Source organism: Ruegeria sp. F11 (assembly GCF_056533855.1).
The window spans coordinates 81,796-107,854 of the sequence record NZ_JBQFOW010000011.1 but is presented as its reverse complement, the minus strand read 5'-3'; the positions used below and the strand labels follow the sequence as shown (position 1 = coordinate 107,854).

Genomic DNA, 26,059 nt, shown 5'->3' with positions numbered 1-26,059 from the left:
GATAGGCAGCGCGTTTCAATTCAGGTCTAACGTAAAGTGCTTTGACAGGCGTTTGACTCTCGGTCAGTAACCGCTTACTTATCGCTTAACACGCCCGTCCGGGCGACGTGTCTTCCATATTGAAATTCTATCCCGTGCCGCGCGTTATGCGGCCAAGGTTCGTATCATCATGTCCACTGACTCCCTGAATCTGGCTGATCTCAAGGCCAAAAGCCCCAAAGACCTTCTGGCGATGGCCGAAGAGCTGGAAATCGAAAACGCCTCGACCATGCGCAAGGGCGAGATGATGTTCCAGATCCTGCGCGAACGCGCGGATGACGGGTGGACCGTTGGTGGCGACGGCGTGCTGGAAGTACTGCAGGACGGGTTCGGCTTCCTGCGCTCGCCCGAGGCGAACTATCTGCCCGGCCCCGATGACATCTATGTGTCGCCCGACATGATCCGCCTGCACTCACTGCGGACCGGCGACACCGTGGAAGGTGAGATCAAAGCACCGGATGAAAACGAGCGCTACTTTGCGCTGACCAAGGTCACGAAGATCAACTTTGAGGACCCTGAAAAGGCCAAGCACAAGATCCTGTTCGACAACCTGACGCCTCTGTACCCGGATGAGCGGCTGAAGATGGAGATCGAGGACCCGACCATAAAGGACAAATCGGCCCGCGTGATCGACCTGGTCTCGCCCATCGGTAAAGGCCAGCGGTCGCTGATCGTGGCACCTCCGCGGACCGGTAAGACGGTGATCCTGCAGAACATCGCGCACTCAATCGAACAGAACCACCCCGAGTGTTATCTGATCGTCCTGCTGATCGACGAGCGCCCGGAAGAGGTAACGGATATGCAGCGCTCGGTGAAGGGTGAGGTTGTGTCTTCAACCTTTGACGAACCGGCGACGCGCCACGTGGCCGTTTCGGAAATGGTGATCGAAAAAGCCAAGCGTTTGGTCGAGCATAAACGAGATGTTGTTATTCTTCTCGATTCGATCACAAGACTTGGTAGGGCGTTTAACACTGTTGTCCCATCCTCGGGTAAAGTACTGACCGGTGGTGTTGATGCAAATGCGCTCCAGCGGCCCAAACGGTTCTTTGGTGCGGCGCGGAATATCGAAGAGGGTGGTTCGCTCACCATCATCGCCACCGCGCTGATCGACACAGGCAGCCGGATGGACGAGGTTATCTTCGAAGAATTCAAGGGCACCGGTAACTCGGAAATCGTGCTGGATCGGAAAATCGCCGACAAGCGCGTGTTCCCGGCCATCGATATCCTCAAGTCCGGCACACGGAAAGAGGATTTGCTGGTCGACAAGGGCGATCTGGCCAAGACCTTCGTGTTGCGTCGCATCCTGAACCCGATGGGCACCACCGACGCCATCGAGTTCCTGTTGTCGAAGTTGAAACAGACCAAGACAAACGGCGAGTTTTTCGATTCGATGAACACCTGACACAGGTCTTAACGCACGCGAGGCCTTCGAATGGACACGATATTCGCCTTGGCCAGCGCGCAGGGCAAAGCTGGTGTTGCTGTTATCCGTTTGTCGGGACCGGGCGCGCATGCAGCTGCGTCTGGGCTCACCGGAGGCGCTCTGCCGCCGCGCGGGATGAATCTGCGTACCCTGCGGGACCGGGATGGAACGCGGCTGGACGACGGGCTGGTCCTGACCTTTCAGGCCCCGGCCAGTTTCACCGGCGAAGATGTGGCCGAGTTGCAAATCCATGGAAGCACGGCCTCGGTGAACGCCGTGCTGCGCTGCCTGTCCGAGACCGAGGGCCTGAGGATGGCAGACCCCGGCGAATTCACCCGGCGGGCGCTGGAAAACGGCAAGATGGACCTGACACAGGTCGAAGGCCTGGCGGATCTCATCGACGCGGAAACCGAAGCGCAGCGCAAACAGGCCCAGACCATTCTGGCGGGCGGGCTGGGTACGCTGGCCGAGCGCTGGCGGCGCGATTTGATCCGGGCGGCTTCTTTGTTGGAAGCCGTGATTGATTTCGCCGATGAGGATGTGCCCACCGATGTGACGCCGGAAGTGCGCATGCTGGTGACCGGCGTGATGGATGACCTCCGGCAACAAGCGGATGGCGTCAAAATCGCCGAACGAATCCGCACCGGGTTTGAGGTCGCCATTGTCGGCCTGCCCAACGCGGGAAAGTCTACATTGCTGAACGCGCTGGCCGGGCGCGAAGCCGCGATTACGTCAGAATACGCAGGGACCACGCGGGATGTGATCGAAGTGCGAATGGATCTGGCGGGCTTGCCTGTCACCCTGCTGGACACGGCAGGAATGCGGCAGACCGAGGACTACGTCGAAAATCTGGGGATCGAATTGGCCCGCAAGCGGGCTTATCAGGCCGACCTTCGGGTGTTTCTGACCGACACGCCCGACCAGTTGGGCGTCGCGATGCAAGACGGGGATATTCAGGTTTTGCCGAAAGCGGATCTTCGGTCTGATGCCTCTGGCGGGATTTCTGGAAAAACGGGGCAGGGTATCGATGCACTCATTTCCCAGGTTTCGCGTGTTCTTGGTCAGCGAACTACCAGTTATGGTATTGCAACCCGCGAACGACACCGTATTGCGATCCTCAAGGCCGCTGATGCGCTGCAGGCCGCAATGGCGGTTCTGGAATCAGGCCCGGACCTGTATGATATCGCTGCCGAAGAACTTCGAACGGCCATTCGGGCCCTTGAATCTTTGGTCGGTCGCATAGATGTCGAAAACCTGCTGGACGAAATATTCTCCAGTTTCTGTCTGGGTAAGTGAGGAGTGTTTCACGTGAAACATTCGAGATTTGATGTCGTCGTCATCGGCGCCGGTCACGCCGGAACCGAGGCCGCCCACGCCGCAGCCCGCATGGGTGCGAAGACCGCTCTGGTCACCTTATCGGCCAATGACATTGGTGTCATGTCCTGCAACCCAGCCATTGGCGGATTGGGTAAAGGCCATCTCGTGCGTGAGATTGATGCGCTGGACGGCGTCATGGGCCGCGTGGCGGACCGGGCGGGAATTCAGTTCCGGCTGTTGAACCGCCGCAAGGGACCGGCGGTTCAGGGGCCAAGAACACAGGCGGATCGGGCGCTTTACCGCGCGGCGATGCAGCAGGAAACTCAGAATCAGCGGAATCTTTCGGTTCTCGTCGGTGAGGTTGTTGACTTCCTGATGGAAGGGGATCGCGTCGCCGGAGTGAAACTCGCCGATGGGTCCGAGGTTCCGGCGCGGTCTGTTATCCTGACCTCGGGCACATTCCTGCGCGGTGTTATTCATATCGGAGATGTATCGCGCCCAGGCGGACGTATGGGCGACCGCCCATCGGTTAAACTGGCGGAACGCCTGGACAGCTACAACCTGCCCATGGCGCGCCTGAAAACCGGCACCCCGCCGCGCCTGGACGGGCGCACAATCGACTGGAGCGATCTTGAACGGCAGGACGGGGACGAAGAGCCCACCCTGTTTTCCTTTCTGTCCAGCTCTGTTACGGCCCCGCAAATTTCGTGTGGCATTACCCATACGAACGCTCGAACGCATGAGATCATTGAACAAAACCTGTCTAAATCCGCCATGTATGGCGGTCATATTGATGGGGTGGGGCCCCGCTACTGCCCGTCGATTGAGGACAAGATTGTGCGTTTTGCGGACAAGGACTCCCACCAGGTGTTTCTGGAGCCCGAGGGCGTCAACGATCACACGATTTATCCCAACGGAATCTCGACCTCATTACCGCAGGATGTTCAGCTGGATTATGTCCGGTCTATCAAAGGGCTGGAACAGGCTGAAATTTTGCAGCCCGGCTATGCCATTGAATATGACTATATCGACCCCCGGGTTTTGACATCTTCCCTGTCTCTGCCAGAGGTTCCGGGCCTATATCTGGCGGGTCAAATTAACGGAACCACAGGATATGAGGAAGCCGCAGCGCAGGGCATGGTTGCAGGCCTGAACGCGGCTCTGGCCGTTCAGGACCGCGAGCCTATCCATTTCACCCGCGCGGACAGTTATATCGGGGTAATGATTGACGATCTGACGACGCGGGGCGTGGCAGAACCCTACCGGATGTTCACCTCGCGCGCGGAATTCCGTTTGTCTCTGCGCGCGGACAATGCGGATCAGCGTCTGACACCCATTGGATTGCAAATTGGCTGTGTTGGCGAAACCCGGCGGCTTCATTTTGATGCAAAAACTGAGAAATTGGATGCGGCGAAATCCAAGCTGACTGATCGCACGTATACGCCAAAGGACATGCGTGCGGCGGGTATCAGCGTCAATCAGGATGGCAACCGTCGCGACGGTATGGCGATTTTGGCTTTCCCGGATGTGTCTTTCGAGGACCTGCTACCTCTGATACCAGGTCTGGAAGATGTTGAACGCGATATCCGCCTCCAGGTTGAGCGTGACGCCCTTTATGCAAACTATATCGCCCGGCAGCAGCGCGACGTTGAGGCTATGAAGCGGGATGAATCCTATGAAATCCCCAGAGAATTCGACTATTTCGCGTTGGATGGGCTGTCATCCGAAATGAAGCAGAAGCTGTCTCAGGCGAAGCCAGCTAATATTGCGCAAGCCAGTCGGGTTGAAGGTGTCACGCCCGCTGCGCTGACCCTGGTTCTGGCGAAGCTGCGGCGGGACCAGAAGGTCCGCAAGGCATGACCGCAGATTACTCGAGTTTCGAACAGCTGGATGTTTCACGTGAAACATTCGCGCGTCTGGAAACGTATGTTGAGCAGGTCCAGCGCTGGAATCCCCGGATCAATCTGGTGTCCCGCAACAGCCTGAACGAGATATGGACGCGGCATATCTTGGATTCTGTGCAGGTATACCGCTGTGCGGATGAATTCGAGACCTGGGTCGATCTGGGCAGCGGCGGTGGTTTCCCCGGTATGGTCTGCGCCATCATGGCGATTGAGGACTCCCCCGCATCCCGCTTCACCTTTGTCGAAAGCGACCAGCGCAAATCCGCCTTTTTGCGCACTGTCGCACGGGAATGTGGCGCCAACTGCAAAGTTGTGTCCCGGCGCATTGAGGCTGTCGAACCGCTGAATGCGGATATCCTAAGCGCCCGTGCACTGGCAGATTTACCCACGTTATTGTCCTTTTGTGACAGACATTTAAGCAAGACAGGCACCGCCTTGTTGCCGAAAGGCGCAAGCTGGAAAAAAGAACTGGACGAGGCGCTCAAGGAATGGAAATTCGAGGCCGAGCCGATTACAAGTTTAACTGAACCTCAAGCCGTAATCCTTAAGGTTAAAGGAGTATCACGTGGTTGATCTGTCTCGCCCCACCGGACCCCGTATTATTGCGGTCGCCAACCAAAAGGGCGGAGTTGGAAAAACCACAACAGCGATCAACCTGGCGGCAGGGCTAGCGGAAGCCGGGTGTAAGGTCCTGGTGGTGGATCTGGACCCGCAGGGCAACGCATCGACCGGGCTGGGGGTCGAGGATCGGGATTGGACAACCTACGATCTGATTCTGGATGACGCACCGCTTGAGGCCGTGGTGCAGGAAACGGAAATCGGTGGGTTGTTTGTCGTTCCCGCCACGGTTGATCTGAGCTCGGCGGATATCGAGCTGATTTCCAACGAAAAACGCAGCTATCTGCTGCATGATGCCCTGCGCCAGACGGCAATTGACCAGTTTGATCTGGATTTCGTGCTGATCGACTGCCCGCCCTCGCTGAATCTGTTGACCGTCAACGCCATGGTGGCTGCGCATTCTGTGCTGGTTCCCCTGCAAAGTGAGTTCTTTGCGCTGGAAGGTTTGTCACAGCTGATGCTGACGATCCGAGAGGTGCGCCAGACCGCGAATCCGGACCTGAGAATCGAAGGTGTTGTGTTGACCATGTATGACAACCGCAACAACTTGTCCCGTCAGGTCGAAAAGGATGCGCGTGACAATCTGGGTGAGATGGTATTTAAAACCAAGATACCCAGAAATGTGCGGGTCAGCGAGGCGCCGTCTTACGCGCTGCCGGTCTTGCAATACGACTCGGGGTCTTTGGGGGCGATGGCCTATCGGCACCTGGCCCGCGAGGTCATGCACAAGAACAATAAAGCCGCCGCATAAGTGGCACTAAGGAGAGTTACGTGAACTCCAAAAAAACAAAACCAAGAGGGCTGGGGCGCGGATTGTCGGCGCTGATGGCCGATGTCACGCAAGACGCCGAGGGCCGTCCGGCGGCCGAGGCCAGGCGTCCCGACCTGAAGGTCCCGATTGAAAAGCTGCGCGCAAACCCGAACCAGCCGCGTCGGACCTTCATGCCGGAACAGCTTGATGAACTGGCCGCGTCGGTGAAGGAGAAGGGCATTATCCAGCCTCTGATCGTGCGCGAGATCAGCGGCGGGGACTATGAGATCGTCGCTGGCGAACGCCGCTGGCGGGCGGCGCAAATGGCGCAACTGCATGATATCCCGGTGATTGTGCGGGATTTCGACGATACCGAAGTTCTTGAAGTTGCGATCATCGAAAACATCCAGCGGGCCGATTTGAACGCAGTGGAAGAGGCTGCGGGCTACAAGCAATTGATGGACCGTTTTGGCCACACGCAGGAAAAACTGGCCGAGGCACTGGGGAAAAGCCGCAGCCATATCGCGAACTTACTGCGTTTGTTGTCTCTGCCGATGGATGTGCAGGCTCTGGTCATCGAAGGGAAACTGTCCGCAGGCCATGCGCGGGCGCTGATTACCGCCGAGAACCCGTCGGAACTGGCGAAACTCATCGTCAAGGATGGGTTGTCGGTTCGGGCGACTGAGGCGCTGGTCAAAAAGCAGCAGCGGGGCGACGCCCCGCAGGCGGCCCCCCGGTCCAGAAACCTGAATGCGGGCAAGGACGCGGATACGCGGGCGTTGGAAAAGGATCTTTCGGCGATTCTGGCGATGAAAGTGTCGATCAATCACAAGCCGGGGTCCGAGACGGGGCAGGTGATCCTGACTTATGAGAACCTCGATCAGTTGGACGATCTGTGTGCAAAACTCAGCCGTTAGGGCGGGTCCAGATAAACACCATGACCGCGCTTAGCACGACGGCCTGAATGATCAGCACGTGCGGGGGCAGGGCGAGTGCAAGTGACAAGGCAAAGACAGCGGCGACCGACAGGGTGGCCGCTTTTTTGGCTGCAGGGCGGATTGCGCCCGAGCTTTGCCAGTCGAGGATCATCGGCCCGAAGGTCCGGTGACTGACGAGCCAATTGTGCAGGCGCGACGAGGACCGGGCGAAGAAAAACGCAGCCAGCAGCAGGAACGGGACGGTCGGCAGCAGGGGCAGAACCACGCCAATCATCGCAAGCGCGACGCAAAGCAATCCCAGAGTGGCCCAGACATAGTGCATGCTCTACCCCAAAAGTTCCCGGATCACGGCGTTCAGCACGGCGCGCCCGTCTTTTGTTGCGAACAGCTGGTTGCCCTGCTGTGCGATCATGCCGATCTCGGCCAGATGATCGATCCTGGATTGGGGCAGGGCTGAGCCGGAAATAGCGTGGTAGCGGTCAATATCTAGTCCTTCGCTTACTCTCATTCCCATCATAAGGTATTCGCTTGCTTGATCTGCGATGGATAGCGGGCTGCGGTCCTTCTCTCCCGAACCGGCGAGGGCTGCGGTCAGCCATTTTTGCGGCGACAGATAAGTTTCAGTTGCAACTTTCTGCCCGTTTACCGTGATCCGGCCATGCGCGCCGGGCCCAATCCCGACATAGTCGCCATAGCGCCAATAGATCAGGTTGTGCTGCGATTCCGCGCCCGACCGTGCGTGGTTCGAGACCTCGTAGGCGGGCAGGCCGTGTGCGTCGCAGATGTCTTGCGTGGCCAGATACATATCGGCGGCGTGATCGTCTTCGGGCAGGCCGCGCAGCTTGCCCACCGCATAGCGGTCGCCGAAGGCGGTGCCCTCTTCGATGGTCAACTGGTACAGCGACAGGTGATCGACGGCCATCGACAAGGCCTCGGTCAGTTCGGCCTGCCAGTCGGCCAGCGTCTGGTGCTGACGGGCATAGATCAGGTCAAAGCTGACCCGGTCAAAACAGTGCCGCGCGATGTCAAAGGCGGCGCGGGCCTCGGCGACGGTGTGGATGCGGCCCAGTCGGCGCAGGTCATCATCCTTCAGCGCCTGCACGCCCATGGAAATCCGGTTCACGCCTGCGTCGCGATAGGCGGCAAAGCGCCCAGCCTCGACCGAACCGGGATTGGCTTCGAGCGTGATCTCCATGTCATTGGCCGGGCGCCAGAGCGCGCGGGCCTCGTCGATCACAGCAGCCACAGTCTCGGGCTCCATCAGGGACGGGGTGCCGCCACCGAAGAAGATCGTGTTCAAGACCCGGTCGGGCGTTTCGGCGGCAGAACGGCGCAGTTCGTTTAGATACGCATCAAGCCATTGTTTTTGATTGATATTTCTGGAAACATGGCTGTTGAAGTCGCAATAGGGGCATTTGGCCTCGCAAAAGGGCCAATGCACGTACAGGCCAAAGCCCCCGTTGCGCCAATCATCCGCCAAAGCAGCCTTTCACGAACATCTCCACCGCGCGGCCGCGATGGCTGATCTTGTTCTTTTCCCAGCGATCCATTTCCGCAAAGGTAATGTCGTGGCCCTCGGGGACAAACATCGGGTCATATCCGAACCCGCCCTCGCCGCGGATCGGCCAGACCAGATGGCCGGGGGCGATGCCCTCGAACACTTCGTCATGACCGTCGGGCCACGCCAGCACCAAGGTACTGCGGAATTGTGCGGTGCGGGGGTGGGGGGCGTTTTTCGCCTCAAGCTCATTATGGGCGCGGGTCATCGCCATCAGGAAATCGCGGCCATTGCCGGTTTCGGCCCAATCGGCGGTGTAAACACCGGGCGCACCGTCCAGCGCGTCGATGGTGATCCCGGAATCGTCTGACAGGGCAGGCAGGCCAGTGGCCTTGGCTGCGGCGTGGGCCTTGATCCGGGCGTTGCCGACGAATGTATCCTCGGTTTCCTCGGGTTCCGGCAGGTTCACGTCGCCCGCACCCACTACCGTGACGCCAAAGGGTTCGAGAAGATGCGCCATCTCCTCAAGCTTGCCTTTGTTATGCGTGGCGACCAGCAGCCGGTCACCGTCGAATTTGCGGGTCATGCGGTGGCGGCCTTTTGCGCGGCGGCCAGTTCGCCGACGCCTTTTTCGGCCAGATCCATCAGCTGATCCATCTGCGCGCGGCTGAAGACGGACCCTTCGGCGCTCATCTGAACTTCGATCAGTTTGCCCGAGCCTGTCATGATGAAATTGCCATCGACCCCGGCCTCGCTGTCTTCGGGGTAATCCAGATCCAGCACCGGTTGACCCGCGTAGATACCGCAGGACACCGCAGCCACCGGATCGACTAAGGGATCAGAGATCACGTCACCCGCTTTCATCAACTTGTTGACCGCCAGACGTAGCGCCACCCAGCCACCGGTGATCGAGGCACAACGGGTGCCGCCGTCGGCCTGAATGACATCGCAGTCGACGGTGATCTGGCGTTCGCCCAAGGCGACCCGATCCACACCAGCCCGCAGGGCACGGCCGATCAGGCGCTGGATTTCCACGGTGCGACCGCCTTGCTTGCCGCTGGCGGCCTCACGCCGCATCCGCGTGTTGGTTGCGCGGGGCAGCATGCCGTATTCCGCCGTTACCCAGCCCAGACCCGAGCCCTTGATGAAGGGCGGCACGCGATCCTCGATCGTGGCGGTGCACAGCACATGGGTGTCGCCCATCTTGATCAGGCAGGACCCTTCGGCATGTTTGGTGAAACCTGTCTCGATGGAAACAGCGCGCATTTCGTCTAGATTACGTCCTGAGGGTCGCATGGGCATTCCTTTATCTGATGGCTTGGGGATACCGCCCCGTGGCGTTACGATGCAACCCCGATTGACCTTTCGAATACCTGCTATTTAATGACGACCCAGCAGGGGATGCGGATGAGCGAAGCAAGCAAGATTCTGAACGAGATGAACGACCGGTCGCGCGAGGTGTTCCGGCTGATCGTCGAAAGCTATCTGGACAGTGGCGAGCCGGTGGGCAGCCGCACCCTGACCCGCACCCTGTCGGAAAAGGTCAGCGCCGCCACCGTGCGCAACGTGATGCAGGATCTGGAGTTTCTGGGCCTGCTCGACAGCCCCCATGTCAGCGCTGGGCGGATACCGACGCAGCAAGGGTTGCGCATGTTTGTGGACGGGCTGCTTGAAGTCGGCGATCTGGGGGTCGATGACCGGCAGAAGATTGACGAGACATTAGGCTCTAACGCGGGCGATGTGGGCGGAATGCTGGACCGGGTGGGTTCGGCCCTGTCACACGTGACACAAGGCGCGTCGTTGGTGCTGACGCCCAAACATGAGGCCGAGATCAAACATATCGAGTTCGTCTCGCTGGGTCATGACCGGGCGTTGGTGGTGCTGGTGTTCTCGGACGGGCATGTGGAAAACCGGTTGTTTTCGCCGCCGCCGGGGCAGACGCCCAGTTCCATGCGTGAGGCGGCGAATTTCCTGAATGCGCTGATCGAGGGGCGGACCCTGGGTGAAGTGCGCAAGCAGATGCTGTCTCAGATCGATGCGCGCAAACAGGAAATTGATGTCCTGGCCCGCGAGATGGTCGAAAGCGGGATTGCGGCCTGGGACGGGGATGGCAGCGACTCGGCCCGGCTGATCGTGCGGGGGCGGGCGAATCTGCTGGGTGATCCCGGTGAGGCCGAGGAGTTGGACCGCATTCGTACCCTGTTTGACGATCTGGAACGCAAACGTGATATCGCCGAATTCCTTGAATTGACCGAAGACGGTGAGGGTGTGCGCATTTTTATCGGCTCTGAGAACAAACTTTTCTCACTTTCGGGTTCCTCTTTGGTGGTGTCTCCATATATGAACGCTGATCGTAAGATAATCGGTGCGGTCGGGGTCATCGGGCCCACACGTCTGAATTATGGACGGATCGTGCCGATCGTGGATTATACGGCGCAACTGGTCGGCAAGCTGATTTCCGACCGGAGCTAGAGGGTAAGAGATGGCAGAGCCCAAGAACGAAGAATTTCTGGACGACATCATGTCCGCCGAAGCGGAAGAACTGGCCGAGGAAATCGCTGAGATCAGCGAAGAAGCGCTGGAGCTGGATGAGCTGCGGGCAGAGCGGGACGATTACAAGGACCGGTTCATGCGCGCGCTGGCAGATGCCGAGAACGCGCGCAAACGCGGCGACAAGGCGCGCCGTGATGCGGAGCAGTATGGCGGGTCGAAACTGGCCCGTGACATGCTGCCGGTTTACGACAACATGAAACGCGCGCTTGAGGCCGCGACCGATGAGCAGAAAGAGGTTGCCGCTGGTCTGCTGGAGGGCGTTGAGTTGACCATGCGGGCGCTGAAGGATGTGTTCCAGAAGCATGGGATCGAAGTGATCACGCCCGAAGTGGGTGATCGGTTTGATCCGAATGTGCATGAGGCAATGTTTGAAGCCCCGGTGCCGGGGACGCGGGCAGGCGATATCATTCAGGTGTCCGCCGAAGGGTTCCTGCTGCATGACCGGTTGCTGCGACCGGCGCAGGTTGGGGTTTCTTCGACGCCTGCGAGCTGATTGGCCTTATCAGGCCAAGCCTCCGGCGGAGGTATTTTTGAACAGAAGAAGGGGCGGTCAGGATTTGGCCGCCTCTTTCAGTTTGTAGATCAGGTCGAGCGCCTCGCGGGGGGTGAGTTCATCGGGGAGGATTTCGGTAAGCATGTCCGCGACGGGCGAGGCTTTGGGGGCGGGCGGCGGCGGTGGCGGCGCGGCTGAGAAGAGGGGCAGGTCGTCGATCAGCGCCTTTTGCTTGCCGCCCTCGCGTTCGGTCTTTTCCAGCTGGTCCAGCACGACGCGGGCGCGGTCGACGACCGAGGCGGGCAGGCCTGCGAGTTGCGCGACTTGAACGCCGTAGGAGCGGTCGGCGGCACCTTTGTGGACCTCGTGCAGGAAGATGACCTCGCCTTCCCATTCCTTGACTGCGACGGTGGCGTTTTCGACGCCTTCGAGTTTTCCGGCCAGCGCGGTAAGTTCATGATAGTGCGTGGCAAACAGGGCGCGGCATTGGTTGGCGGCGTGCAGGTGTTCGAGCGTGGCCCAGGCGATAGAGAGGCCATCATAGGTGGCGGTGCCACGTCCGATTTCATCAAGGATCACCAGCGCGCGGTCGTCGGCTTGATTGAGGATGGCGGCGGTTTCGACCATCTCGACCATGAAGGTCGAGCGGCCGCGGGCCAGATCGTCCGACGCGCCGACGCGGCTGAACAATTGGCTGACGACGCCGATATGGGCCTGTTCGGCGGGGACATAGCTGCCCATTTGGGCCAGCAGCGCGATCAGGGCGTTCTGGCGCAGGAAGGTGGATTTACCGGCCATGTTGGGGCCGGTCAGCAGCCAGATCGCGGCCCCATCCTCGGCGCTGAGATCGCAATCATTGGCGATGAACGCATCGCCGCCTTGCTGGCGCAGGGCGTGTTCAACGACCGGGTGACGGCCGCCCTGAACGTCAAAGCTGCGCGAGGTGTCGACCTGCGGGCGCGCCCAGTTTTCACCGCGCGCGAGATCAGCCAGAGCGGTGGTCAGGTCAAGCTCGGCCAGCCCTCGGGCGGCTTGGTTCAGGTGGGCGGCGCGGTCCAGAATTGCGTCTGATAGCCTTTGATAGAGCCTTTTCTCGATCTCCAGCGCCAGATTGCCTGCGTTCAGGATGCGGGTTTCGATCTCGGAGAGTTCGACGGTGGTGAACCGCACCTGATTGGCCGTGGTCTGGCGGTGGATATAGGTTTCAGAGAACGGCGGGTTCAGCATCTTTTCGGCATGGGTGGCCGTGGTTTCGATGAAATACCCCAGCACGTTGTTGTGCTTGATTTTCAGTGAAGTGATGCCCGTATGTTCCGCGTATTTCTGTTGAAATCCGGCAATGACCGACCGGCCTTCGTCGCGCAGGGTGCGGGCCTCGTCCAGTTCGCTGTCAAAGCCCGGGGCGATGAAGCCGCCGTCGCGGGCCAGCAGCGGAGGCTCGGCTACAAGCGCTTCGTCGAGCAGGGTCAGCAGGTCGTCGAACCCCACAAGGTTCTGCACTGCTGTGGCCAGCAGGACCGGCAGAGTGTGGTTGGTGCACAGACCGGCAATCGCGGCCGCTTGCGTCAGCCCGTTGCGGATGGCGGCCAGATCACGAGGGCCGCCGCGGTCCAGCGACAGGCGCGACAGGGCGCGGTCCAGATCGGGGGTTTTGCGCAACGCCTCGCGCAGATCCGAGGCGGTCAGGCTGTCTTCGGTCGCGAAGGTCACCGCGTCCAGCCGGGCGTGGATCACGTCGAGCGTGCGCGAGGGGCTGGACAAGCGCTGCTCCAGCAGCCGCGCGCCGCCCGGCGTCACGGTGCGGTCGACCACCGACAGCAGCGATCCGGCGCGGCCACCGGACAGCGACCGGGTCAGTTCCAGATTGCGGCGTGTGGCGGCGTCGATCTGGACGGTGCGATCCTCAGATTCCTTCAGCGGGGTTTGCAGCAGGGGCAGTTTGCCCTTCTGAGTGATCTCAAGATAGTCGATCAGCGCGCCCATGGCCGAGACCTCGGCGCGAGTGAAACTGCCGAACGCATCCAGCGCGCCCACGTGAAACAGCCCGCAGATACGCTTTTCCGCAGCCGTGCTGTCAAAGCTGGCGCGTCCGATAGGCGTCAGCGAGATGCCCAGATCGCGGGTGGGTTCGTGCAGCGCAGGCTCGGCTCCGTCGGCCACGATCAGTTCCGACGGGGCCAGCCGCGCCAGTTCCGGACTGAGCCGCGCGCCGGTCAGCGGCATCACGTGAAACGCGCCGGTCGAGATATCGGCCCAAGCCAACGCCGCTTCGTCCCGCACCGCGCTGTAGGCGGCTAGAAAGTTGTGGCGGCGGGCCTCAAGCAGCGCGTCCTCGGTCAGTGTGCCGGGGGTCACCAGACGCACGACATCGCGGCGAACCACCGACTTAGAGCCTCTTTTCTTTGCCTCGGCAGGGCTTTCCATCTGTTCGCAGACGGCGACGCGAAACCCTTTGCGGATCAGCGTCAGCAGATACCCTTCGGCGGAATGCACCGGTACGCCGCACATCGGGATATCCGCGCCCTCGTGCTTGCCGCGTTTGGTCAGGGCGATGTCCAGCGCCTCGGCCGCGTTGACGGCATCGTCAAAGAACATCTCGTAGAAATCGCCCATGCGGTAGAACAACAGCGCGTCGGCATGGGCCGCCTTGATTTCCAGATATTGTGCCATCATGGGCGTGACACTACCGGATGCTGATTTGCTCATACGCCGCCTTGTCCAAATTCTCTGAAATTATCGAAATTACTAGGGTTGCAAGTAATTTTGATAACTTCTATCAGTTTCCTCATGGATCAGGTCACCAATCCGTATACCCCGGGTGCCGGGACGCCTCCGCTTGTTCTTGCCGGACGCGATGACATCTTGCAAGCGGCAGAAACCGCGCTGAGGCGGATCAAGATCGGGCGTCCGGGACGGTCGCAGATGTTTCTGGGCCTGCGGGGCGTCGGCAAGACGGTTCTGTTGAACCATGTGTTCAACGTGGCCGAGGACGAAGGGTTCTTCACCATCAAGATCGAAGCGCCAGAAAATGGCGATTTCGCCCAGCGGTGTTTTCCCGAACTCAAACGTATCCTGCTGCGGTTGAGCACACAGAAGAACCTGCGCCACAAGCTGGAAAAAGCCGGTGCAGCGATGCGCAATTTCGCGTCGGTCTTTCAGCTGTCTTACGAAGGGTTTGAATTCGGCGCGACCCCAAGCCCCGGCGTTGCCGATACCGGCGATTATGAGACCGATTTTGCCGAAATGATCCGCATGGTGATCGAAGCCGCGCAGGCGGCGGACCGGCATGTGGCCCTGTTTGTGGACGAGGTGCAATACCTGTCGCCGGATGAGCTGGCCGCGATCACGGTCACCTGCCACGATGCCGCCCAGCGCAAGCTGCCCTTTGTCTTTTTCGGAGCAGGCCTGCCGCAGATCGCCAAACTGGCCGGGGATGCGAAATCTTATGCCGAGCGGCTGTTTGAATTCCCCGAGGTCGGATCGCTCAGCGATACGGCGGCCATCCGGGCCCTGCGTCAGCCGGCGCAGGATGAAGGCGAGGATTTTGACGACGACGCGCTGCACGAGATTTTGCGGAGATCGCGCAATTACCCTTATTTCCTGCAGGAATGGGGGTCGCATGTGTGGGCAGTGGCGGACACGTCGCCGTTCACCGTGGACGACGTGCGTCGGGCCGAACGCTCGTTGATCCGGCATCTGGATTCCAGCTTTTTCCGCGTGCGGTTCGACCGGTGCAAACCGGTTCAGCAAAAATACTTGCGGGCGATGGCGGAACTGGGTCCGGGCCCTCATACCACCGGCGCAATTGCCGAAGCGCTGGGCTGCGAGCCGTCGCAGGTGTCGACCACCCGCGCGAACCTGATCCAGCTTGGCATGATCTGGAGCCAGCGGCACGGCGAGACAGCCTTTACCGTTCCGCTGTTTGACGAATTCATGCGACGGCAGATGCCCGAGCTTGTGAAACACACACCAAAGAAACGAAAGGCATAAGCCATGCCCAAAACGAAGATCACCAAAGAAGAGGCGCTGGCCTTTCACCTGGACCCCACCCCCGGCAAGTGGGAGGTGCAGGCCACCGTTCCCATGACCACGCAGCGCGACCTGTCGCTGGCCTACAGCCCCGGCGTTGCGGTGCCGTGTGAGGCCATCGCCGAAGCGCCCGAGACCGCGTATGATTATACCAACAAGGGCAATCTGGTTGCCGTGATCTCGAACGGGACGGCTGTTCTGGGCCTTGGCAATCTGGGCGCGCTGGGCGGCAAACCGGTGATGGAGGGTAAGGCGGTTCTGTTCAAACGCTTTGCCGACGTGAACTCGATCGATATCGAGTTGGACACCGAGGACCCGGATGAGTTTTGCCGCGCCGTGCGTCTGATGGGGCCGACCTTTGGCGGCATCAATCTGGAAGATATCAAGGCACCCGAGTGTTTCATCATCGAACAGCGCCTGAAGGAAGAGATGGACATCCCCGTCTTCCACGATGACCAGCATGGAACAGCGGTGATCTGCGCCGCGGGCCTGCTGAATGCGCTGCATATCTCGGGCAAGAAGATCGAAGATGTGAAAATTGTTCTGAACGGCGCGGGGGCCGCCGGGATTGCCTGTATCGAACTGCTGAAATCGATGGGCGCGCGGCACGAGAACTGCATCGTCTGTGACACCAAGGGTGTGATCTACCAGGGCCGGACCGAGGGGATGAACCAGTGGAAATCGGCCCACGCTGTCACAACCGATCTGCGCACGCTGGAAGAGGCGATGAATGGCGCGGATGTGTTCCTTGGCGTGTCGGTCAAGGGTGCGGTGACGCAGGACATGGTTGCCAGCATGGCGGACAATCCGGTGATCTTTGCCATGGCGAACCCGGACCCGGAAATCACTCCGGAACAGGCGCATGAGGTTCGTGTGGACGCCATCGTTGCCACCGGTCGCAGCGATTATCCCAATCAGGTCAACAACGTGTTGGGCTTTCCCTACCTGTTCCGTGGTGCGCTGGATATCCACGCCCGCGCCATCAATGACGAGATGAAGATTGCCTGCGCCCACGCACTGGCCCGTCTGGCGCGCGAAGATGTGCCGGACGAAGTCGCCATGGCCTATGGCAAATCGCTGACTTTTGGCCGGGACTACATCATTCCCACACCTTTTGACCCACGCCTGATCCATCGCATTCCGCCGGCGGTCGCCAGGGCAGGCATGGATACCGGTGCAGCGCGGCGTCCGATCATCGATATGGATGCGTATGAGCTGAGCCTGAAATCCCGCATGGACCCGACCGCCAGCATCCTGCGTGGTCTGAACGCCCGGGCACGTCAGGCGCAAAGCCGGATGATCTTTGCCGAAGGCGATGACCCCCGTGTCCTGCGAGCGGCGGTGATGTATCAACGCTCGGGCTTTGGCAAGGCGCTGGTCGTCGGACGAGCCGAGGATGTGAAGGAAAAGCTCGAGGCCGCTGGCCTGGGTGACGCCGTGCGCGAGCTTGAGGTGGTGAATGCAGCCAACACAATGCATCTCGAAACCTACAAGGATTTTCTGTACCAGCGGCTGCAGCGCAAAGGGTTCGACCACAAGGATATCCACCGGCTTGCGGCCCGTGACCGGCATGTGTTTTCGTCTCTGATGCTGGCACATGGGCACGGTGACGGGCTTGTCACTGGTGCCACGCGGAAATCGGCACATGTGCTGGACCGGATCAATCACGTTTTCGATGCCGATGCCGCGCACGGAGCAGTCGGCGTAACAGCCGTATTGCACAAGGGTCGGATCGTGCTGATTGGCGACACGCTGGTGCATGAATGGCCTGATGAAAACGATCTCGCCAATATCGCCGAACGCTCGGTTGCCGTTGCCCGCCATATGGGGCTTGAGCCGCGCGTGGCTTTTGTCAGCTTCTCGACCTTTGGCTACCCGGTCTCGGAACGGGCGGAAAAGATGCACCGCGCCCCGGCGGTTCTGGACGGGCGCAATGTCGATTTCGAATACGAGGGTGAGATGACCGTGGATGTCGCCCTGAACGTGGACCAGCAAGAGGCCTATCCGTTTTCGCGCCTGACCGGTCCGGCCAACATCCTGATCGTGCCTGCGCGGCATTCGGCCAGTATTTCGACCAAGCTGATGCAGGAAATGGGTGGAGCGACCGTGATCGGCCCGATCCTGTCCGGAATCGATAAGCGGGTTCAGATCTGTTCCACCGTATCGACCGCGAATGACATTCTGAACATGGCCATTCTGGCCTCGTGCGATATTAAATAAGCCATGACGATCTGGAATCTGGGTTCAATCAACGCCGATATGGTCTACGACCTGCCGCATTTGCCTGCGGCGGGTGAAACGCTTGCCGCCAATGGTCTGGATCGGTTTCTGGGCGGGAAAGGGGCCAATATGTCGGTGGCGGCGGCCCGCGCCGGGTCGCAGGTTAGCCATATTGGCGCGGTTGGCTCGGATGGGCGCTGGGCGAAGGATCGGCTGACGGAATATGGTGTCGACACCCGGCATATTGTCGAGGCGGATGTCGCCACCGGCCACGCGATCATCGCGGTCGATGCGCAGGGCGAGAACCTGATCGTGCTCTATCCCGGTGCAAACCACGCGCTGGAGGTCGGGCAGGTGGGGCAGGCGCTGGCCTCGGCCAATACCGGCGACATTCTGGTGATGCAGAACGAAACCAACGCGCAGGTTGATGCCGCGCGGCTGGGCCACAGGCTGGGCCTGACGGTCTGCTATGCGGCAGCCCCGTTTCAGGCGCGGGCGGTGCAGACGGTACTGCCCTATCTGGATTTCCTGATTCTGAATGAGGTCGAAGCCGAACAATTGCGGCAGGACACCGGTCTGGACGCCGCTGATCTGCCGGTGCGCCATGTGATTGTGACGTTGGGCTCAAAAGGTGCGCGGTATCTGCAACAGGGCCGTGATCCGATGGAGTTTGCGGCCCATAAGGTGCAGCCTGTGGATACGACCGGGGCGGGCGATACCTTTACCGGCTACGTTCTTGCGGGCATGGATCGCGGCATGCCAATCGAACAGGCCATCCTGCAGGCAAACCGTGCCGCGGCCCTGATGGTCACGCGGCACGGCACGGCAGATGTCATCCCCGATCTGCAAGAGGTACGCGACGCCCGGTTTGATTAAGACCCGGCGAAGGGCGCATCCGTGCCCCAAAGCTGCTTAACCCGGGCGTCGCGCCCGCAGGCTTTGCGGTAGGCTTTGTAGGCATTCTTCTGGCGTTTGGGACCAAAGCGCGTGAAGACCAGCTTGTCGCCCTTGTAGTAATCCTGATGATAGGCCTCGGCCGGGTAAAAGGTCGATTGCTGCAGGATCGGCGTGACCACTTTTTGCCCAAGGGCGGATTGGGCCGCTGATTTTGCGGCCTCTGCCTGCGCCTTTTCCCCTGAGTTAGAGACGAAAATCGCCGTGCGATAGCTGTCGCCCCGGTCGCAGAACTGACCGCCTGCATCTGTTGGGTCGACCGAGCGGAAGAACATGTTCAGCAGCGTTGCACGTGAAACGCGGGCCGGGTCAAAGGTGATCTGAACCGCCTCATAATGCCCGGTGCCGCCTTTCGACACCTGGTCATAGCTCGGGTTTGCCGCTTTGCCGCCGGTATAGCCCGAAACCGCTCCGATCACGCCGGGCACGGATTCGAAATCGGATTCGACGCACCAGAAGCACCCACCGGCCACTGTCAGCGTCTCGGTTCCGGCGGCGGGGGCTGGCAGCGCGCGCAGCATTGCGGCCACGGCGATCAAGGTAAACAGAAGGGCGGTTTTGAAGTTGTCGAGGTAAGCAGTCCGTGTCATGGCAGGTCTCCTTTTGATCCAAGGGTGGCCAATGTTTAGGCCCGTTGCAATTGCCTGACATGGTTTATAACGCGCTGGTGAGACGAGTTTATCGTCGCTGCTGTGCGGCGCCTGACTTGCACGGCGTCGCCAAAAAGCATCTTCTGATCGGCAAGGCAAAATGGGCTTTGGAGGACGGGATGGCACAGACCGCGCGGGCTGAAACACGGCTGGTGGTAATTGTTGCGCCCAACTTCAACATGGCCGCGACGATGGGCTTTATCGACCCGTTCCGGGCGGCCAACTATCTGGACGGTCGGTCTTATTTCCAGTGGGATATCGTGTCCGAGACTGGGGGTTTTTGCGTGGCCAGCAATGGCGAGGGCATTGAAACCAACCCTCTGACGATGGACCAGGCTGACATCGTCATCGTGTCCGCAAGCTGGACCCCCGAAAAACACCAGACGACAAAGCTGGGCACCGCGCTGCGACACTGGGCACGCGGCGGCGCAACATTGGGCGCGCTCGACACCGGGGCGTTCATTCTGGCGCAGGCCGGGTTGCTGAAAGGGCGGCGGGCGACGGTTCACTATGAACATCTTGACGCCTTTCAGGAGCTTTTTCCGGGCGTTGAGGTGGTGGAAAACCTGTATGTACTGGACGGCAACCGCCTCACCTGCTGTGGCGGCTCAGCGGCGGTTGATTTCGCGCTGCAGATTGTGCAGGGCATCCATGGCAGCGCGATGGCCAATGCAGCCGCCCGGTACATTTTCCACGACCGGCTGCGCGGCCCGGCTGAGATGCAGCAGCCCAGCGGCAGCGAACCGCTGGGCTCGACCGTGCCTGCCAAGCTGCGGGCAGCGATTCAGGTGATGGAGGCCAATCTGGAAGAGCCGATCCCGATCCCCGAGATCTGCCAGCAGGCGGGCCTGTCGCACCGTCAGCTGGACCGGTTGTTCGCCATCTATATCCGCAAAACCCCGGCGCTCTATTACCGGGACATTCGTCTGGACCGGGCGCGCGGGCTGGTGACTCAGACCGAATTGCCGCTGGCCGAGGTGGCGCTGGCCTCCGGCTTTGCCAGTCCGGTGCATTTCAGCCGGTCCTACAAGGACAGGTTTGGCCTGCCGCCCAGTCAGGACCGGATCGAGGGGCGCGTTCCCTTCGAATTCCGCGCCTGGCCGATGCACCGCACGCGCCGGGACTAGGGATGAACGTCCATATAAATTAAAACCGCGGCCAATATTGTTAAGGAGAGATCAGGCTTTCAGCAGATCATATGCGCCAAAGATCAGTTATCCGAGTCGACCATGCGCCAGTTGCCCTCTGAAACCCAGTTCCAGCGTATCTCTGACGGATACAGCCCCGATCCGTTCAACACCAGCTCGCTAAGGGCCGAGGCCTATGTCGATCCGGCATGGCATCAGGTCGATCTGAACGAGATCCTCGCCAAAACATGGCAATGGGTTTGCCACGTCGAAAAGCTGCGCAATCCGGGCTCGTACATGACGGTCGAAATCGCCGGGCGGCCCATTGCCGTGGTGCGCGACCGCGAGGGCACTTTGCGCGCCTTCTACAATGTCTGCAAACACCGCGCCCATCACCTGCTGTCGGGCGAGGGCGAAACCACCCGCATCATGTGCCCCTACCACGCCTGGACCTATAAGCTGGACGGCCAACTGGTCCGCGCGCCCGAGACGGAGAATCTGGCAGAGTTCAGCACCAAGGACATCTGTCTGGATCAGGTGCAGGTCGAAGAATTCGCAGGCTTCATCTATGTAAATTTAGACCCAAATGCTGAACCTTTGCATGAGGTCTCAGGCAATCTGGAAACCGAAATCCGCCACTGGGCCCCGGATATCGAGAACCTCACCTTCGGCCATCGTCTAACCTATGACATCAAGTCGAACTGGAAGAATGTGGTCGACAATTTTCTGGAATGCTACCACTGCCCAACCGCGCATAAGGACTTCTGCGATCTGGTCGACATGGACACCTATAAGGTGACGACCTACGGCATCTACTCCAGCCATATGGCCGAGGCGGGCAAGGGTGCAAACACCGCCTATGACGTGTCCAATGCCACCGTGCGCACCCATGCGGTCTGGTGGCTTTGGCCCACAACCTGCCTGATGCGCTATCCCGGGCGGTCCTCGATGATCGTGCTGAATATCATCCCTATGGGTCCGGATCGAACGCTGGAGACCTATGATTTCTTCCTTGAAACCCCGGAACCGGACGCGGCCGAGAGGGAAGCCATCCGCTATCTCGACGAGGTTCTGCAACGTGAAGACATCGACATCGTCGAAAGTGTGCAACGGGGGATGAGCACACCAGCCTTCACGCAAGGCCGGATCGTGCATGACCCGAACGGCTCGGGCAAATCCGAACATGCGGTGCATCACTTCCACGGGCTGGTGCTGGACGCCTACGCACAGGCCGCGCCGTGAGGCGGCCCAACATCGTTGTGATCATGGCCGATCAACTGGCACCGCAGTTTTGCGGCGCGTACGGCCACCCCGTGGTCAAGACCCCTCATATGAATGCGCTGGCAGCAAGGGGGATGCGGTTTGACGCGGCATATTGCAATTCGCCGCTCTGTGCGCCGTCGCGATTTGCCTTCATGTCCGGGCAGTTGATCAGCCGGATTGCCGCCTATGACAATGCCAGCGAGTTTCGCGCCTCGGTTCCCACCTTTGCGCATTACCTGACGGCGCTGGGCTATCGCACCTGCCTGTCGGGCAAGATGCATTTTGTCGGTCCCGATCAGAAACACGGGTTTCAGGACCGGGTGACCACCGATATCTACCCCGCCGATTTCGCCTGGACCCCGGATTGGGAAGCCCCGGATGAGCGGATCGACAAGTGGTATCACAACATGCAGACGGTCAAGGAAAGCGGTGAGGCTATCGCCACCTTCCAGACCGATTACGATGATGAGGTCGAGTTCGCCGCCCGCCGCTGGCTGATCGACCGGGGCCGGGATCGCGCCGCAGGGGAGGAGGCCCCGTTCTGTTTGGTCGCCAGTTTCATCCACCCGCATGACCCTTATGTGGCCAAGCCGGACTGGTGGAATCTATATGCGGATGTCGACGTTCCAATGCCCGAATTCACCCTGACGCCCGAAGAACAGGACCCGTTCTCGCATCGGGTGATGGACGGGATCGAGGCGAGCTATGTCCCTCTGACCGAAAAAGAAATCCGCCGCGCGCGCCGTGCTTATCTGGCCAATGTCAGTTACTTTGACAGTAAAGTTGGCGCGATGGTCCAGGCGCTTGAGGATATCGGCGAGCTGGACAACACAATCGTCATCATCACCGCCGATCATGGCGACATGCTGGGCGAGCGGGGGCTGTGGTACAAGATGAACTTCTTCGAGTACTCGGCCCGCGTGCCTCTGATCATGGCAGGGCCTGGTGTTGCGCAGGGAGCAGCCACGAACGCCTGTTCCCTTGTCGATCTGCTGCCAACCTTTGTGGACATTGCCGGCGGGTCCGATGCAAATTACGGCGAACCGGTTGACGGGCGCTCTCTGATGCCTCTGGCACGGGGCGAGGGTGACCCGGTGGACGAAGCCATCGGCGAATATTGCGCCGAGATGACGCCCTATCCGGTGTTCATGATCCGGCGCGGGTCGCTCAAATATATTCATTGCGACCCGGACCCGCCGCAATTGTACGATCTGGCCGCCGATCCGCTGGAACGGGTGAATGTAGCAGATGATCCCGCCTATGCCGATTCTGCTGCCGGTTTTGCCGCCGAAGTTGCCCAACGCTGGGACAGTGAAAAACTGCGGGCTGATGTGATCGCGACGCAGAAATCCCGCCGTGCGCTGCATGCGGCGATGGAGGCGGGCGCTGGCGAGCCTTGGGACTACAATCCGCCACGCGATGCCACGCAGGAATATGTGCGCAACCACATGGACTGGACCGTTGCCGCGATCCGCTATCGCTATCCGCCATTGAAGGAGGGCAAAGAATGATGCTGGACGGCAAAACCGCCCTTGTCACCGGCGGGCGCGGCGGCATCGGGCGCGCCATCGTGGCCCGGTTCCTGCGCGAAGGCGCGCGGGTTTACTCTGCCGATTTGACGCCCGAGGGGTCTCTGGCGGCCCATAACGACGACGGCAGCATCTTCGTTAAACTGGATGTCACGCAGGAAGCAGATGTAATCGCCGCAATGGAGCAGGTCGGGGCCGAGGCAGGCAAGCTGGACATTCTGGTCAACGCTGCTGGGATCGAGATCGAAAAGACCATCGAAGAGACCACGCTTGAGGAATGGAACCTGTCTTTTGCGGTGAATGTGACCGGCACGTTCCTAACCTCGAAACACGCGCTGCCGTTGATGCGCAAGGCTGCTTCGGGTGGCACCGCCTCGATCATCAATTTCGGTAGCTATGACGGGTTTATCGCCGATCCCGGCCTCGCCGCCTATTGCGCCACCAAGGGCGCGATTCACGCCCTGACCCGCGCGATGGCCTGCGATCACGGGCCCGAGGGTATCCGCGTGAACGCGATCTGCCCGGGCTATGTCGACACTCCCATGTTGCAGAGCTTTTTCACTGGTGACGGTTCGGGCGGCGGCGGCAAGACCATCGACCAGTTACAGCAAGCCGTGCGCGATGTGCACCCGCTGCGCAGCTATGGCACGCCGGAGGACATCGCCAATCTCGTCAACTGGCTGGCCTCGGACGAGGCGCGATACGCAAGCGGTCAATTGTGGGTATTGGACGGAGGGCTGAGCGCGCAGGTTCAGCAGATGAAGCTATGAGCACGCTGCGTCTGGCAGGGAAACGGGCCTTGGTCACGGGCGGGCGGCAAGGCATCGGGCGCGAGATTGTCGAGGCATTTGCCCGCGAAGGTGCAACGGTCACGACCTGTGGCCGGGGGTCACGGCCCGAAGGGCTGGGTCAGAACGTCCAGTGGTATCAGTTGGACGTCACCGATGCGGTTGCGGTCGAAGAACTGGCCCGGATCACCAATGGCACGGACGTCCTTGTGAACAACGCGGGCGTTCAGGTGGAAAAGACCGTCGTGGACAGCACGGATGCGGATTGGGAGGCGGTGATCGGCACCAATTGCCGGGGCGTGTTCAACCTGTGCCGGGCGTTTATCCCTCGGATATCCGATGGGGGTTCAATCATCAATATCGGCTCTATTTCGGGGCAAAACGCCGATCCGTCCATGGCGCTTTACAATGCGTCAAAGGCGTTTGTGCATGGCTTGACCCGATCCATTGCTGTTGATCATGGCCCCCGGCTGCGCTGCAACGCAATCTGCCCCGGCTGGATTGAAACCGGCATGCTGGACGCCGGGTTCGACCTTGCCCAGGACCCCGGGGCCGCGCGCCGGGACGCCATCGCGCGCCATGCCATGCGCCGCTTTGGCAGGCCCGAGGATATCGCCAGCATGGCGGTCTGGCTGGCCTCGGACGAAGCCGGTTTTGCCACAGGCCAGTTGTTCACCGTCGATGGCGGCCTGACGGCGGCCTCACCTCTAAATCCGGGATTGTTCTGATGGACATACAGCACACGGCTTGTCTGGGCGGTGGGGTTATCGGGGCCAGTTGGGCGGCGCTGTTTTTGGCATCGGGGCGCTCGGTTGCCTTGTTTGACCCGGACCCTGAGGTTGAACGCAAGGTGCACCACTATGTGGAAACCGCATGGCCTACACTGGGTGCGCTGGGCCTGACTAAGAACGGCACCCCCGACGCGATCAGCTTTCATCTTAGCGCTGCGGACGCGGTGCAGGGTGCCGGGTTTGTGCAGGAAAACGTGCCCGAGCGCCTACCGATCAAGCATGGCATATTCGCCGAGATCGAGCCTGCCCTGGACCCCGACGCCATCCTCGCCAGTTCTGCCTCGGGTTTGACGCTGGGCCAGATGCAACCGGGCTGGTCTGATCCATCGCGCTTTGTGTTGGGGCACCCGTTCAACCCGCCGCATCTGATCCCTTTGGTTGAGGTGATGGGGAATGAGAAAACAGCCGATGGCGTGGTCGACTCCGCGCAGGCCTTTTACGAAAGTGTTGGCAAGACCACGATCCGCGTGAACAAAGAGGTGCCGGGTCATGTGGCAAACCGGCTGCAGGCCGCGCTGTGGCGTGAGGCGATTCATCTTGTGGTCTCGGGCGTCGCCTCGGTCGAGGATGTGGACAAGGCGGTCTGGGCCGGGCCGGGGGTCAGATGGGCGGCGATGGGGCCGACCATGCTGTTCAACCTGGGCGCTGGCGAAGGCGGGCTGAAAGCGTTCTGCGACCACTTTACCGATACGTTCAACGGGTGGTGGGACGATCTGGGTCAGGTTCATCTGACCGACGATGTGGCGAAACAGCTTGCAGATGGCGTCGCGACGCAGGCCAAAGGGAGGACCCCAGAGGAATTATCCGCGCAGAGGGACGCGTTGATCGTAGCGATGCAGAAATCCATCGCCGATTTGCGCCGAGCCTAGCCCAATAACTGTCCCAGCTTCATCGCAACGCCCATATTGCCCGAGATCTTGAGCTTGCCCATTGCCACCCCGGTCATCGGATTCAGCTTGCCGGTCAGCAGTTTGGACAGATTGTCCTGCGAGATGCGGATGGTGCAGTCGGTGTCGCGGTCCTGCGTCGTCGCCTGATTGTCGGCCAGAACTATCACCCCGGCCTCACCGCAATCGAATTTCAGCGAGCCGTCGAAACTTTTGCCATTCAGTCCCTTTTGAATCCCGTCAGCGATATCCTGCAGCATCGCAATCCCCTCATGCCATTGACCCAT

General features: G+C 60.4%; 24 protein-coding genes. 17 read left to right on the top strand and 7 right to left on the bottom strand.

Annotated elements, in window-relative coordinates:
- Positions 1-169 precede the first annotated feature (169 nt).
- Genes rho through ACR0NJ_RS15820 form a run of 6 tightly spaced genes read left to right on the top strand, consistent with a single transcriptional unit; the run spans position 170 to position 6,969 of the window.
- Positions 170-1,441 carry a transcription termination factor Rho gene (gene rho / locus ACR0NJ_RS15845; protein WP_480818099.1) on the top strand — a complete coding sequence of 424 codons (1,272 nt, stop codon included), beginning with the start codon at positions 170-172 and terminating at the stop codon, positions 1,439-1,441.
- A gap of 30 nt (positions 1,442-1,471) precedes the next feature.
- Complete coding sequence (mnmE, locus tag ACR0NJ_RS15840) at positions 1,472-2,758, top strand: tRNA uridine-5-carboxymethylaminomethyl(34) synthesis GTPase MnmE (RefSeq protein WP_480818098.1); 1,287 nt, start codon at positions 1,472-1,474, stop codon at positions 2,756-2,758.
- Between the two features lie 12 nt (positions 2,759-2,770).
- Positions 2,771-4,639 carry a tRNA uridine-5-carboxymethylaminomethyl(34) synthesis enzyme MnmG gene (gene mnmG / locus ACR0NJ_RS15835; RefSeq protein WP_480818097.1) on the top strand — a complete coding sequence of 623 codons (1,869 nt, stop codon included), beginning with the start codon at positions 2,771-2,773 and terminating at the stop codon, positions 4,637-4,639.
- On the top strand, positions 4,636-5,256 hold the full coding sequence (rsmG, locus tag ACR0NJ_RS15830) for a 16S rRNA (guanine(527)-N(7))-methyltransferase RsmG (RefSeq protein ID WP_480818096.1): 621 nt from the start codon (positions 4,636-4,638) through the stop codon (positions 5,254-5,256). The genes mnmG and rsmG overlap by 4 nt, the downstream gene beginning before the upstream one ends.
- Positions 5,249-6,052, top strand: coding sequence for a ParA family protein (locus ACR0NJ_RS15825; RefSeq protein ID WP_480611860.1), 804 nt, complete (start codon positions 5,249-5,251; stop codon positions 6,050-6,052). The genes rsmG and ACR0NJ_RS15825 overlap by 8 nt, the downstream gene beginning before the upstream one ends.
- A 20-nt stretch (positions 6,053-6,072) precedes the next feature.
- On the top strand, positions 6,073-6,969 hold the full coding sequence (locus ACR0NJ_RS15820; RefSeq protein ID WP_480818095.1) for a ParB/RepB/Spo0J family partition protein: 897 nt from the start codon (positions 6,073-6,075) through the stop codon (positions 6,967-6,969).
- On the opposite strand, the gene ACR0NJ_RS15815 is transcribed toward ACR0NJ_RS15820, so the two are convergent.
- Genes ACR0NJ_RS15815 through rph form a run of 4 tightly spaced genes read right to left on the bottom strand, consistent with a single transcriptional unit; the run spans position 6,959 to position 9,784 of the window.
- Positions 6,959-7,312: a YbaN family protein gene (locus ACR0NJ_RS15815; protein WP_480818094.1), complete on the bottom strand. Its 354-nt coding sequence runs from the start codon at positions 7,310-7,312 to the stop codon at positions 6,959-6,961. The genes ACR0NJ_RS15820 and ACR0NJ_RS15815 overlap by 11 nt on opposite strands.
- Before the next feature lie 3 nt (positions 7,313-7,315).
- On the bottom strand, positions 7,316-8,470 hold the full coding sequence (gene hemW / locus ACR0NJ_RS15810) for a radical SAM family heme chaperone HemW (protein ID WP_480818093.1): 1,155 nt from the start codon (positions 8,468-8,470) through the stop codon (positions 7,316-7,318).
- A complete protein-coding gene (rdgB, locus tag ACR0NJ_RS15805; protein WP_480818092.1) occupies positions 8,460-9,074 on the bottom strand; it encodes an RdgB/HAM1 family non-canonical purine NTP pyrophosphatase in 615 nt (204 codons plus the stop codon). The genes hemW and rdgB overlap by 11 nt, the downstream gene beginning before the upstream one ends.
- Positions 9,071-9,784, bottom strand: coding sequence for a ribonuclease PH (rph, locus tag ACR0NJ_RS15800; protein WP_480498089.1), 714 nt, complete (start codon positions 9,782-9,784; stop codon positions 9,071-9,073). The genes rdgB and rph overlap by 4 nt, the downstream gene beginning before the upstream one ends.
- Before the next feature lie 111 nt (positions 9,785-9,895).
- Here rph and hrcA point away from each other — a divergent pair, with 111 nt between their 5' ends.
- Together hrcA and ACR0NJ_RS15790 are read left to right on the top strand one after the other, a co-directional pair.
- Positions 9,896-10,960, top strand: coding sequence for a heat-inducible transcriptional repressor HrcA (gene hrcA, locus ACR0NJ_RS15795; RefSeq protein ID WP_480818091.1), 1,065 nt, complete (start codon positions 9,896-9,898; stop codon positions 10,958-10,960).
- 10 nt (positions 10,961-10,970) lie between these two features.
- The gene (locus ACR0NJ_RS15790) at positions 10,971-11,534 is read left to right on the top strand and encodes a nucleotide exchange factor GrpE (RefSeq protein WP_480818090.1); all 564 of its coding nucleotides are present in this window, start codon (positions 10,971-10,973) and stop codon (positions 11,532-11,534) included.
- Between the two features lie 57 nt (positions 11,535-11,591).
- Here ACR0NJ_RS15790 and mutS read toward each other — a convergent pair whose 3' ends face one another.
- Positions 11,592-14,207, bottom strand: a complete 2,616-nt coding sequence (mutS, locus tag ACR0NJ_RS15785; RefSeq protein ID WP_480818171.1) for a DNA mismatch repair protein MutS — start codon at positions 14,205-14,207, stop codon at positions 11,592-11,594.
- A gap of 114 nt (positions 14,208-14,321) precedes the next feature.
- On the opposite strand from mutS, the gene ACR0NJ_RS15780 reads away from it, so the two are divergent.
- The 3 genes from ACR0NJ_RS15780 to ACR0NJ_RS15770 are packed head-to-tail and all read left to right on the top strand — an operon-like array spanning position 14,322 to position 18,659.
- Entirely contained in the window at positions 14,322-15,524 is a 1,203-nt protein-coding gene (locus ACR0NJ_RS15780; protein ID WP_480818089.1) for an ATP-binding protein, read from the top strand.
- Between the two features lie 3 nt (positions 15,525-15,527).
- Positions 15,528-17,783, top strand: coding sequence for an NADP-dependent malic enzyme (locus tag ACR0NJ_RS15775; RefSeq protein WP_480818088.1), 2,256 nt, complete (start codon positions 15,528-15,530; stop codon positions 17,781-17,783).
- A 3-nt stretch (positions 17,784-17,786) separates the two neighbouring features.
- Positions 17,787-18,659 (top strand): ribokinase, encoded by an 873-nt coding sequence (locus tag ACR0NJ_RS15770; protein ID WP_480818087.1) that lies wholly within the window; start codon positions 17,787-17,789, stop codon positions 18,657-18,659.
- Here the strand turns inward: ACR0NJ_RS15770 and msrA are convergent.
- Positions 18,656-19,327, bottom strand: a complete 672-nt coding sequence (gene msrA / locus ACR0NJ_RS15765) for a peptide-methionine (S)-S-oxide reductase MsrA (RefSeq protein ID WP_480818086.1) — start codon at positions 19,325-19,327, stop codon at positions 18,656-18,658. The genes ACR0NJ_RS15770 and msrA overlap by 4 nt on opposite strands.
- A gap of 179 nt (positions 19,328-19,506) precedes the next feature.
- On the opposite strand from msrA, the gene ACR0NJ_RS15760 reads away from it, so the two are divergent.
- From ACR0NJ_RS15760 to ACR0NJ_RS15735, 6 genes are all read left to right on the top strand, one after another.
- Positions 19,507-20,514: a GlxA family transcriptional regulator gene (locus tag ACR0NJ_RS15760; protein ID WP_480818085.1), complete on the top strand. Its 1,008-nt coding sequence runs from the start codon at positions 19,507-19,509 to the stop codon at positions 20,512-20,514.
- Positions 20,515-20,616: 102 nt separating this feature from the next.
- Positions 20,617-21,756 carry an aromatic ring-hydroxylating oxygenase subunit alpha gene (locus tag ACR0NJ_RS15755; RefSeq protein WP_480818084.1) on the top strand — a complete coding sequence of 380 codons (1,140 nt, stop codon included), beginning with the start codon at positions 20,617-20,619 and terminating at the stop codon, positions 21,754-21,756.
- Positions 21,753-23,288, top strand: a complete 1,536-nt coding sequence (gene betC, locus ACR0NJ_RS15750) for a choline-sulfatase (RefSeq protein WP_480818083.1) — start codon at positions 21,753-21,755, stop codon at positions 23,286-23,288. Before ACR0NJ_RS15755 ends, betC begins: the two co-directional genes overlap by 4 nt.
- Positions 23,285-24,076 carry an SDR family NAD(P)-dependent oxidoreductase gene (locus ACR0NJ_RS15745; protein ID WP_480818082.1) on the top strand — a complete coding sequence of 264 codons (792 nt, stop codon included), beginning with the start codon at positions 23,285-23,287 and terminating at the stop codon, positions 24,074-24,076. The genes betC and ACR0NJ_RS15745 overlap by 4 nt, the downstream gene beginning before the upstream one ends.
- Positions 24,073-24,822, top strand: coding sequence for an SDR family NAD(P)-dependent oxidoreductase (locus ACR0NJ_RS15740; RefSeq protein WP_480818081.1), 750 nt, complete (start codon positions 24,073-24,075; stop codon positions 24,820-24,822). Before ACR0NJ_RS15745 ends, ACR0NJ_RS15740 begins: the two co-directional genes overlap by 4 nt.
- Positions 24,822-25,754 carry a 3-hydroxyacyl-CoA dehydrogenase NAD-binding domain-containing protein gene (locus ACR0NJ_RS15735; protein WP_480818080.1) on the top strand — a complete coding sequence of 311 codons (933 nt, stop codon included), beginning with the start codon at positions 24,822-24,824 and terminating at the stop codon, positions 25,752-25,754. Before ACR0NJ_RS15740 ends, ACR0NJ_RS15735 begins: the two co-directional genes overlap by 1 nt.
- On the opposite strand, the gene ACR0NJ_RS15730 is transcribed toward ACR0NJ_RS15735, so the two are convergent.
- Positions 25,751-26,032: an SCP2 sterol-binding domain-containing protein gene (locus tag ACR0NJ_RS15730; RefSeq protein WP_480818079.1), complete on the bottom strand. Its 282-nt coding sequence runs from the start codon at positions 26,030-26,032 to the stop codon at positions 25,751-25,753. The two genes, ACR0NJ_RS15735 and ACR0NJ_RS15730, sit on opposite strands and share 4 nt — an antisense overlap.
- Positions 26,033-26,059 lie beyond the last annotated feature (27 nt).

Coding starts and splice junctions, on each gene's coding strand:
- rho (WP_480818099.1), top strand. CDS start 170: ATGTCCACTGACTCCCTGAATCTGGCTGATCTCAAGGCCAAAAGCCCC.
- mnmE (WP_480818098.1), top strand. CDS start 1,472: ATGGACACGATATTCGCCTTGGCCAGCGCGCAGGGCAAAGCTGGTGTT.
- rsmG (WP_480818096.1), top strand. CDS start 4,636: ATGACCGCAGATTACTCGAGTTTCGAACAGCTGGATGTTTCACGTGAA.
- ACR0NJ_RS15815 (WP_480818094.1), bottom strand. CDS start 7,312: ATGCACTATGTCTGGGCCACTCTGGGATTGCTTTGCGTCGCGCTTGCG.
- rdgB (WP_480818092.1), bottom strand. CDS start 9,074: ATGACCCGCAAATTCGACGGTGACCGGCTGCTGGTCGCCACGCATAAC.
- rph (WP_480498089.1), bottom strand. CDS start 9,784: ATGCGACCCTCAGGACGTAATCTAGACGAAATGCGCGCTGTTTCCATC.
- hrcA (WP_480818091.1), top strand. CDS start 9,896: ATGAGCGAAGCAAGCAAGATTCTGAACGAGATGAACGACCGGTCGCGC.
- ACR0NJ_RS15790 (WP_480818090.1), top strand. CDS start 10,971: ATGGCAGAGCCCAAGAACGAAGAATTTCTGGACGACATCATGTCCGCC.
- mutS (WP_480818171.1), bottom strand. CDS start 14,207: ATGATGGCACAATATCTGGAAATCAAGGCGGCCCATGCCGACGCGCTG.
- ACR0NJ_RS15780 (WP_480818089.1), top strand. CDS start 14,322: ATGGATCAGGTCACCAATCCGTATACCCCGGGTGCCGGGACGCCTCCG.
- ACR0NJ_RS15775 (WP_480818088.1), top strand. CDS start 15,528: ATGCCCAAAACGAAGATCACCAAAGAAGAGGCGCTGGCCTTTCACCTG.
- ACR0NJ_RS15770 (WP_480818087.1), top strand. CDS start 17,787: ATGACGATCTGGAATCTGGGTTCAATCAACGCCGATATGGTCTACGAC.
- msrA (WP_480818086.1), bottom strand. CDS start 19,327: ATGACACGGACTGCTTACCTCGACAACTTCAAAACCGCCCTTCTGTTT.
- ACR0NJ_RS15760 (WP_480818085.1), top strand. CDS start 19,507: ATGGCACAGACCGCGCGGGCTGAAACACGGCTGGTGGTAATTGTTGCG.
- ACR0NJ_RS15755 (WP_480818084.1), top strand. CDS start 20,617: ATGCGCCAGTTGCCCTCTGAAACCCAGTTCCAGCGTATCTCTGACGGA.
- ACR0NJ_RS15745 (WP_480818082.1), top strand. CDS start 23,285: ATGATGCTGGACGGCAAAACCGCCCTTGTCACCGGCGGGCGCGGCGGC.
- ACR0NJ_RS15740 (WP_480818081.1), top strand. CDS start 24,073: ATGAGCACGCTGCGTCTGGCAGGGAAACGGGCCTTGGTCACGGGCGGG.
- ACR0NJ_RS15735 (WP_480818080.1), top strand. CDS start 24,822: ATGGACATACAGCACACGGCTTGTCTGGGCGGTGGGGTTATCGGGGCC.
- ACR0NJ_RS15730 (WP_480818079.1), bottom strand. CDS start 26,032: ATGCTGCAGGATATCGCTGACGGGATTCAAAAGGGACTGAATGGCAAA.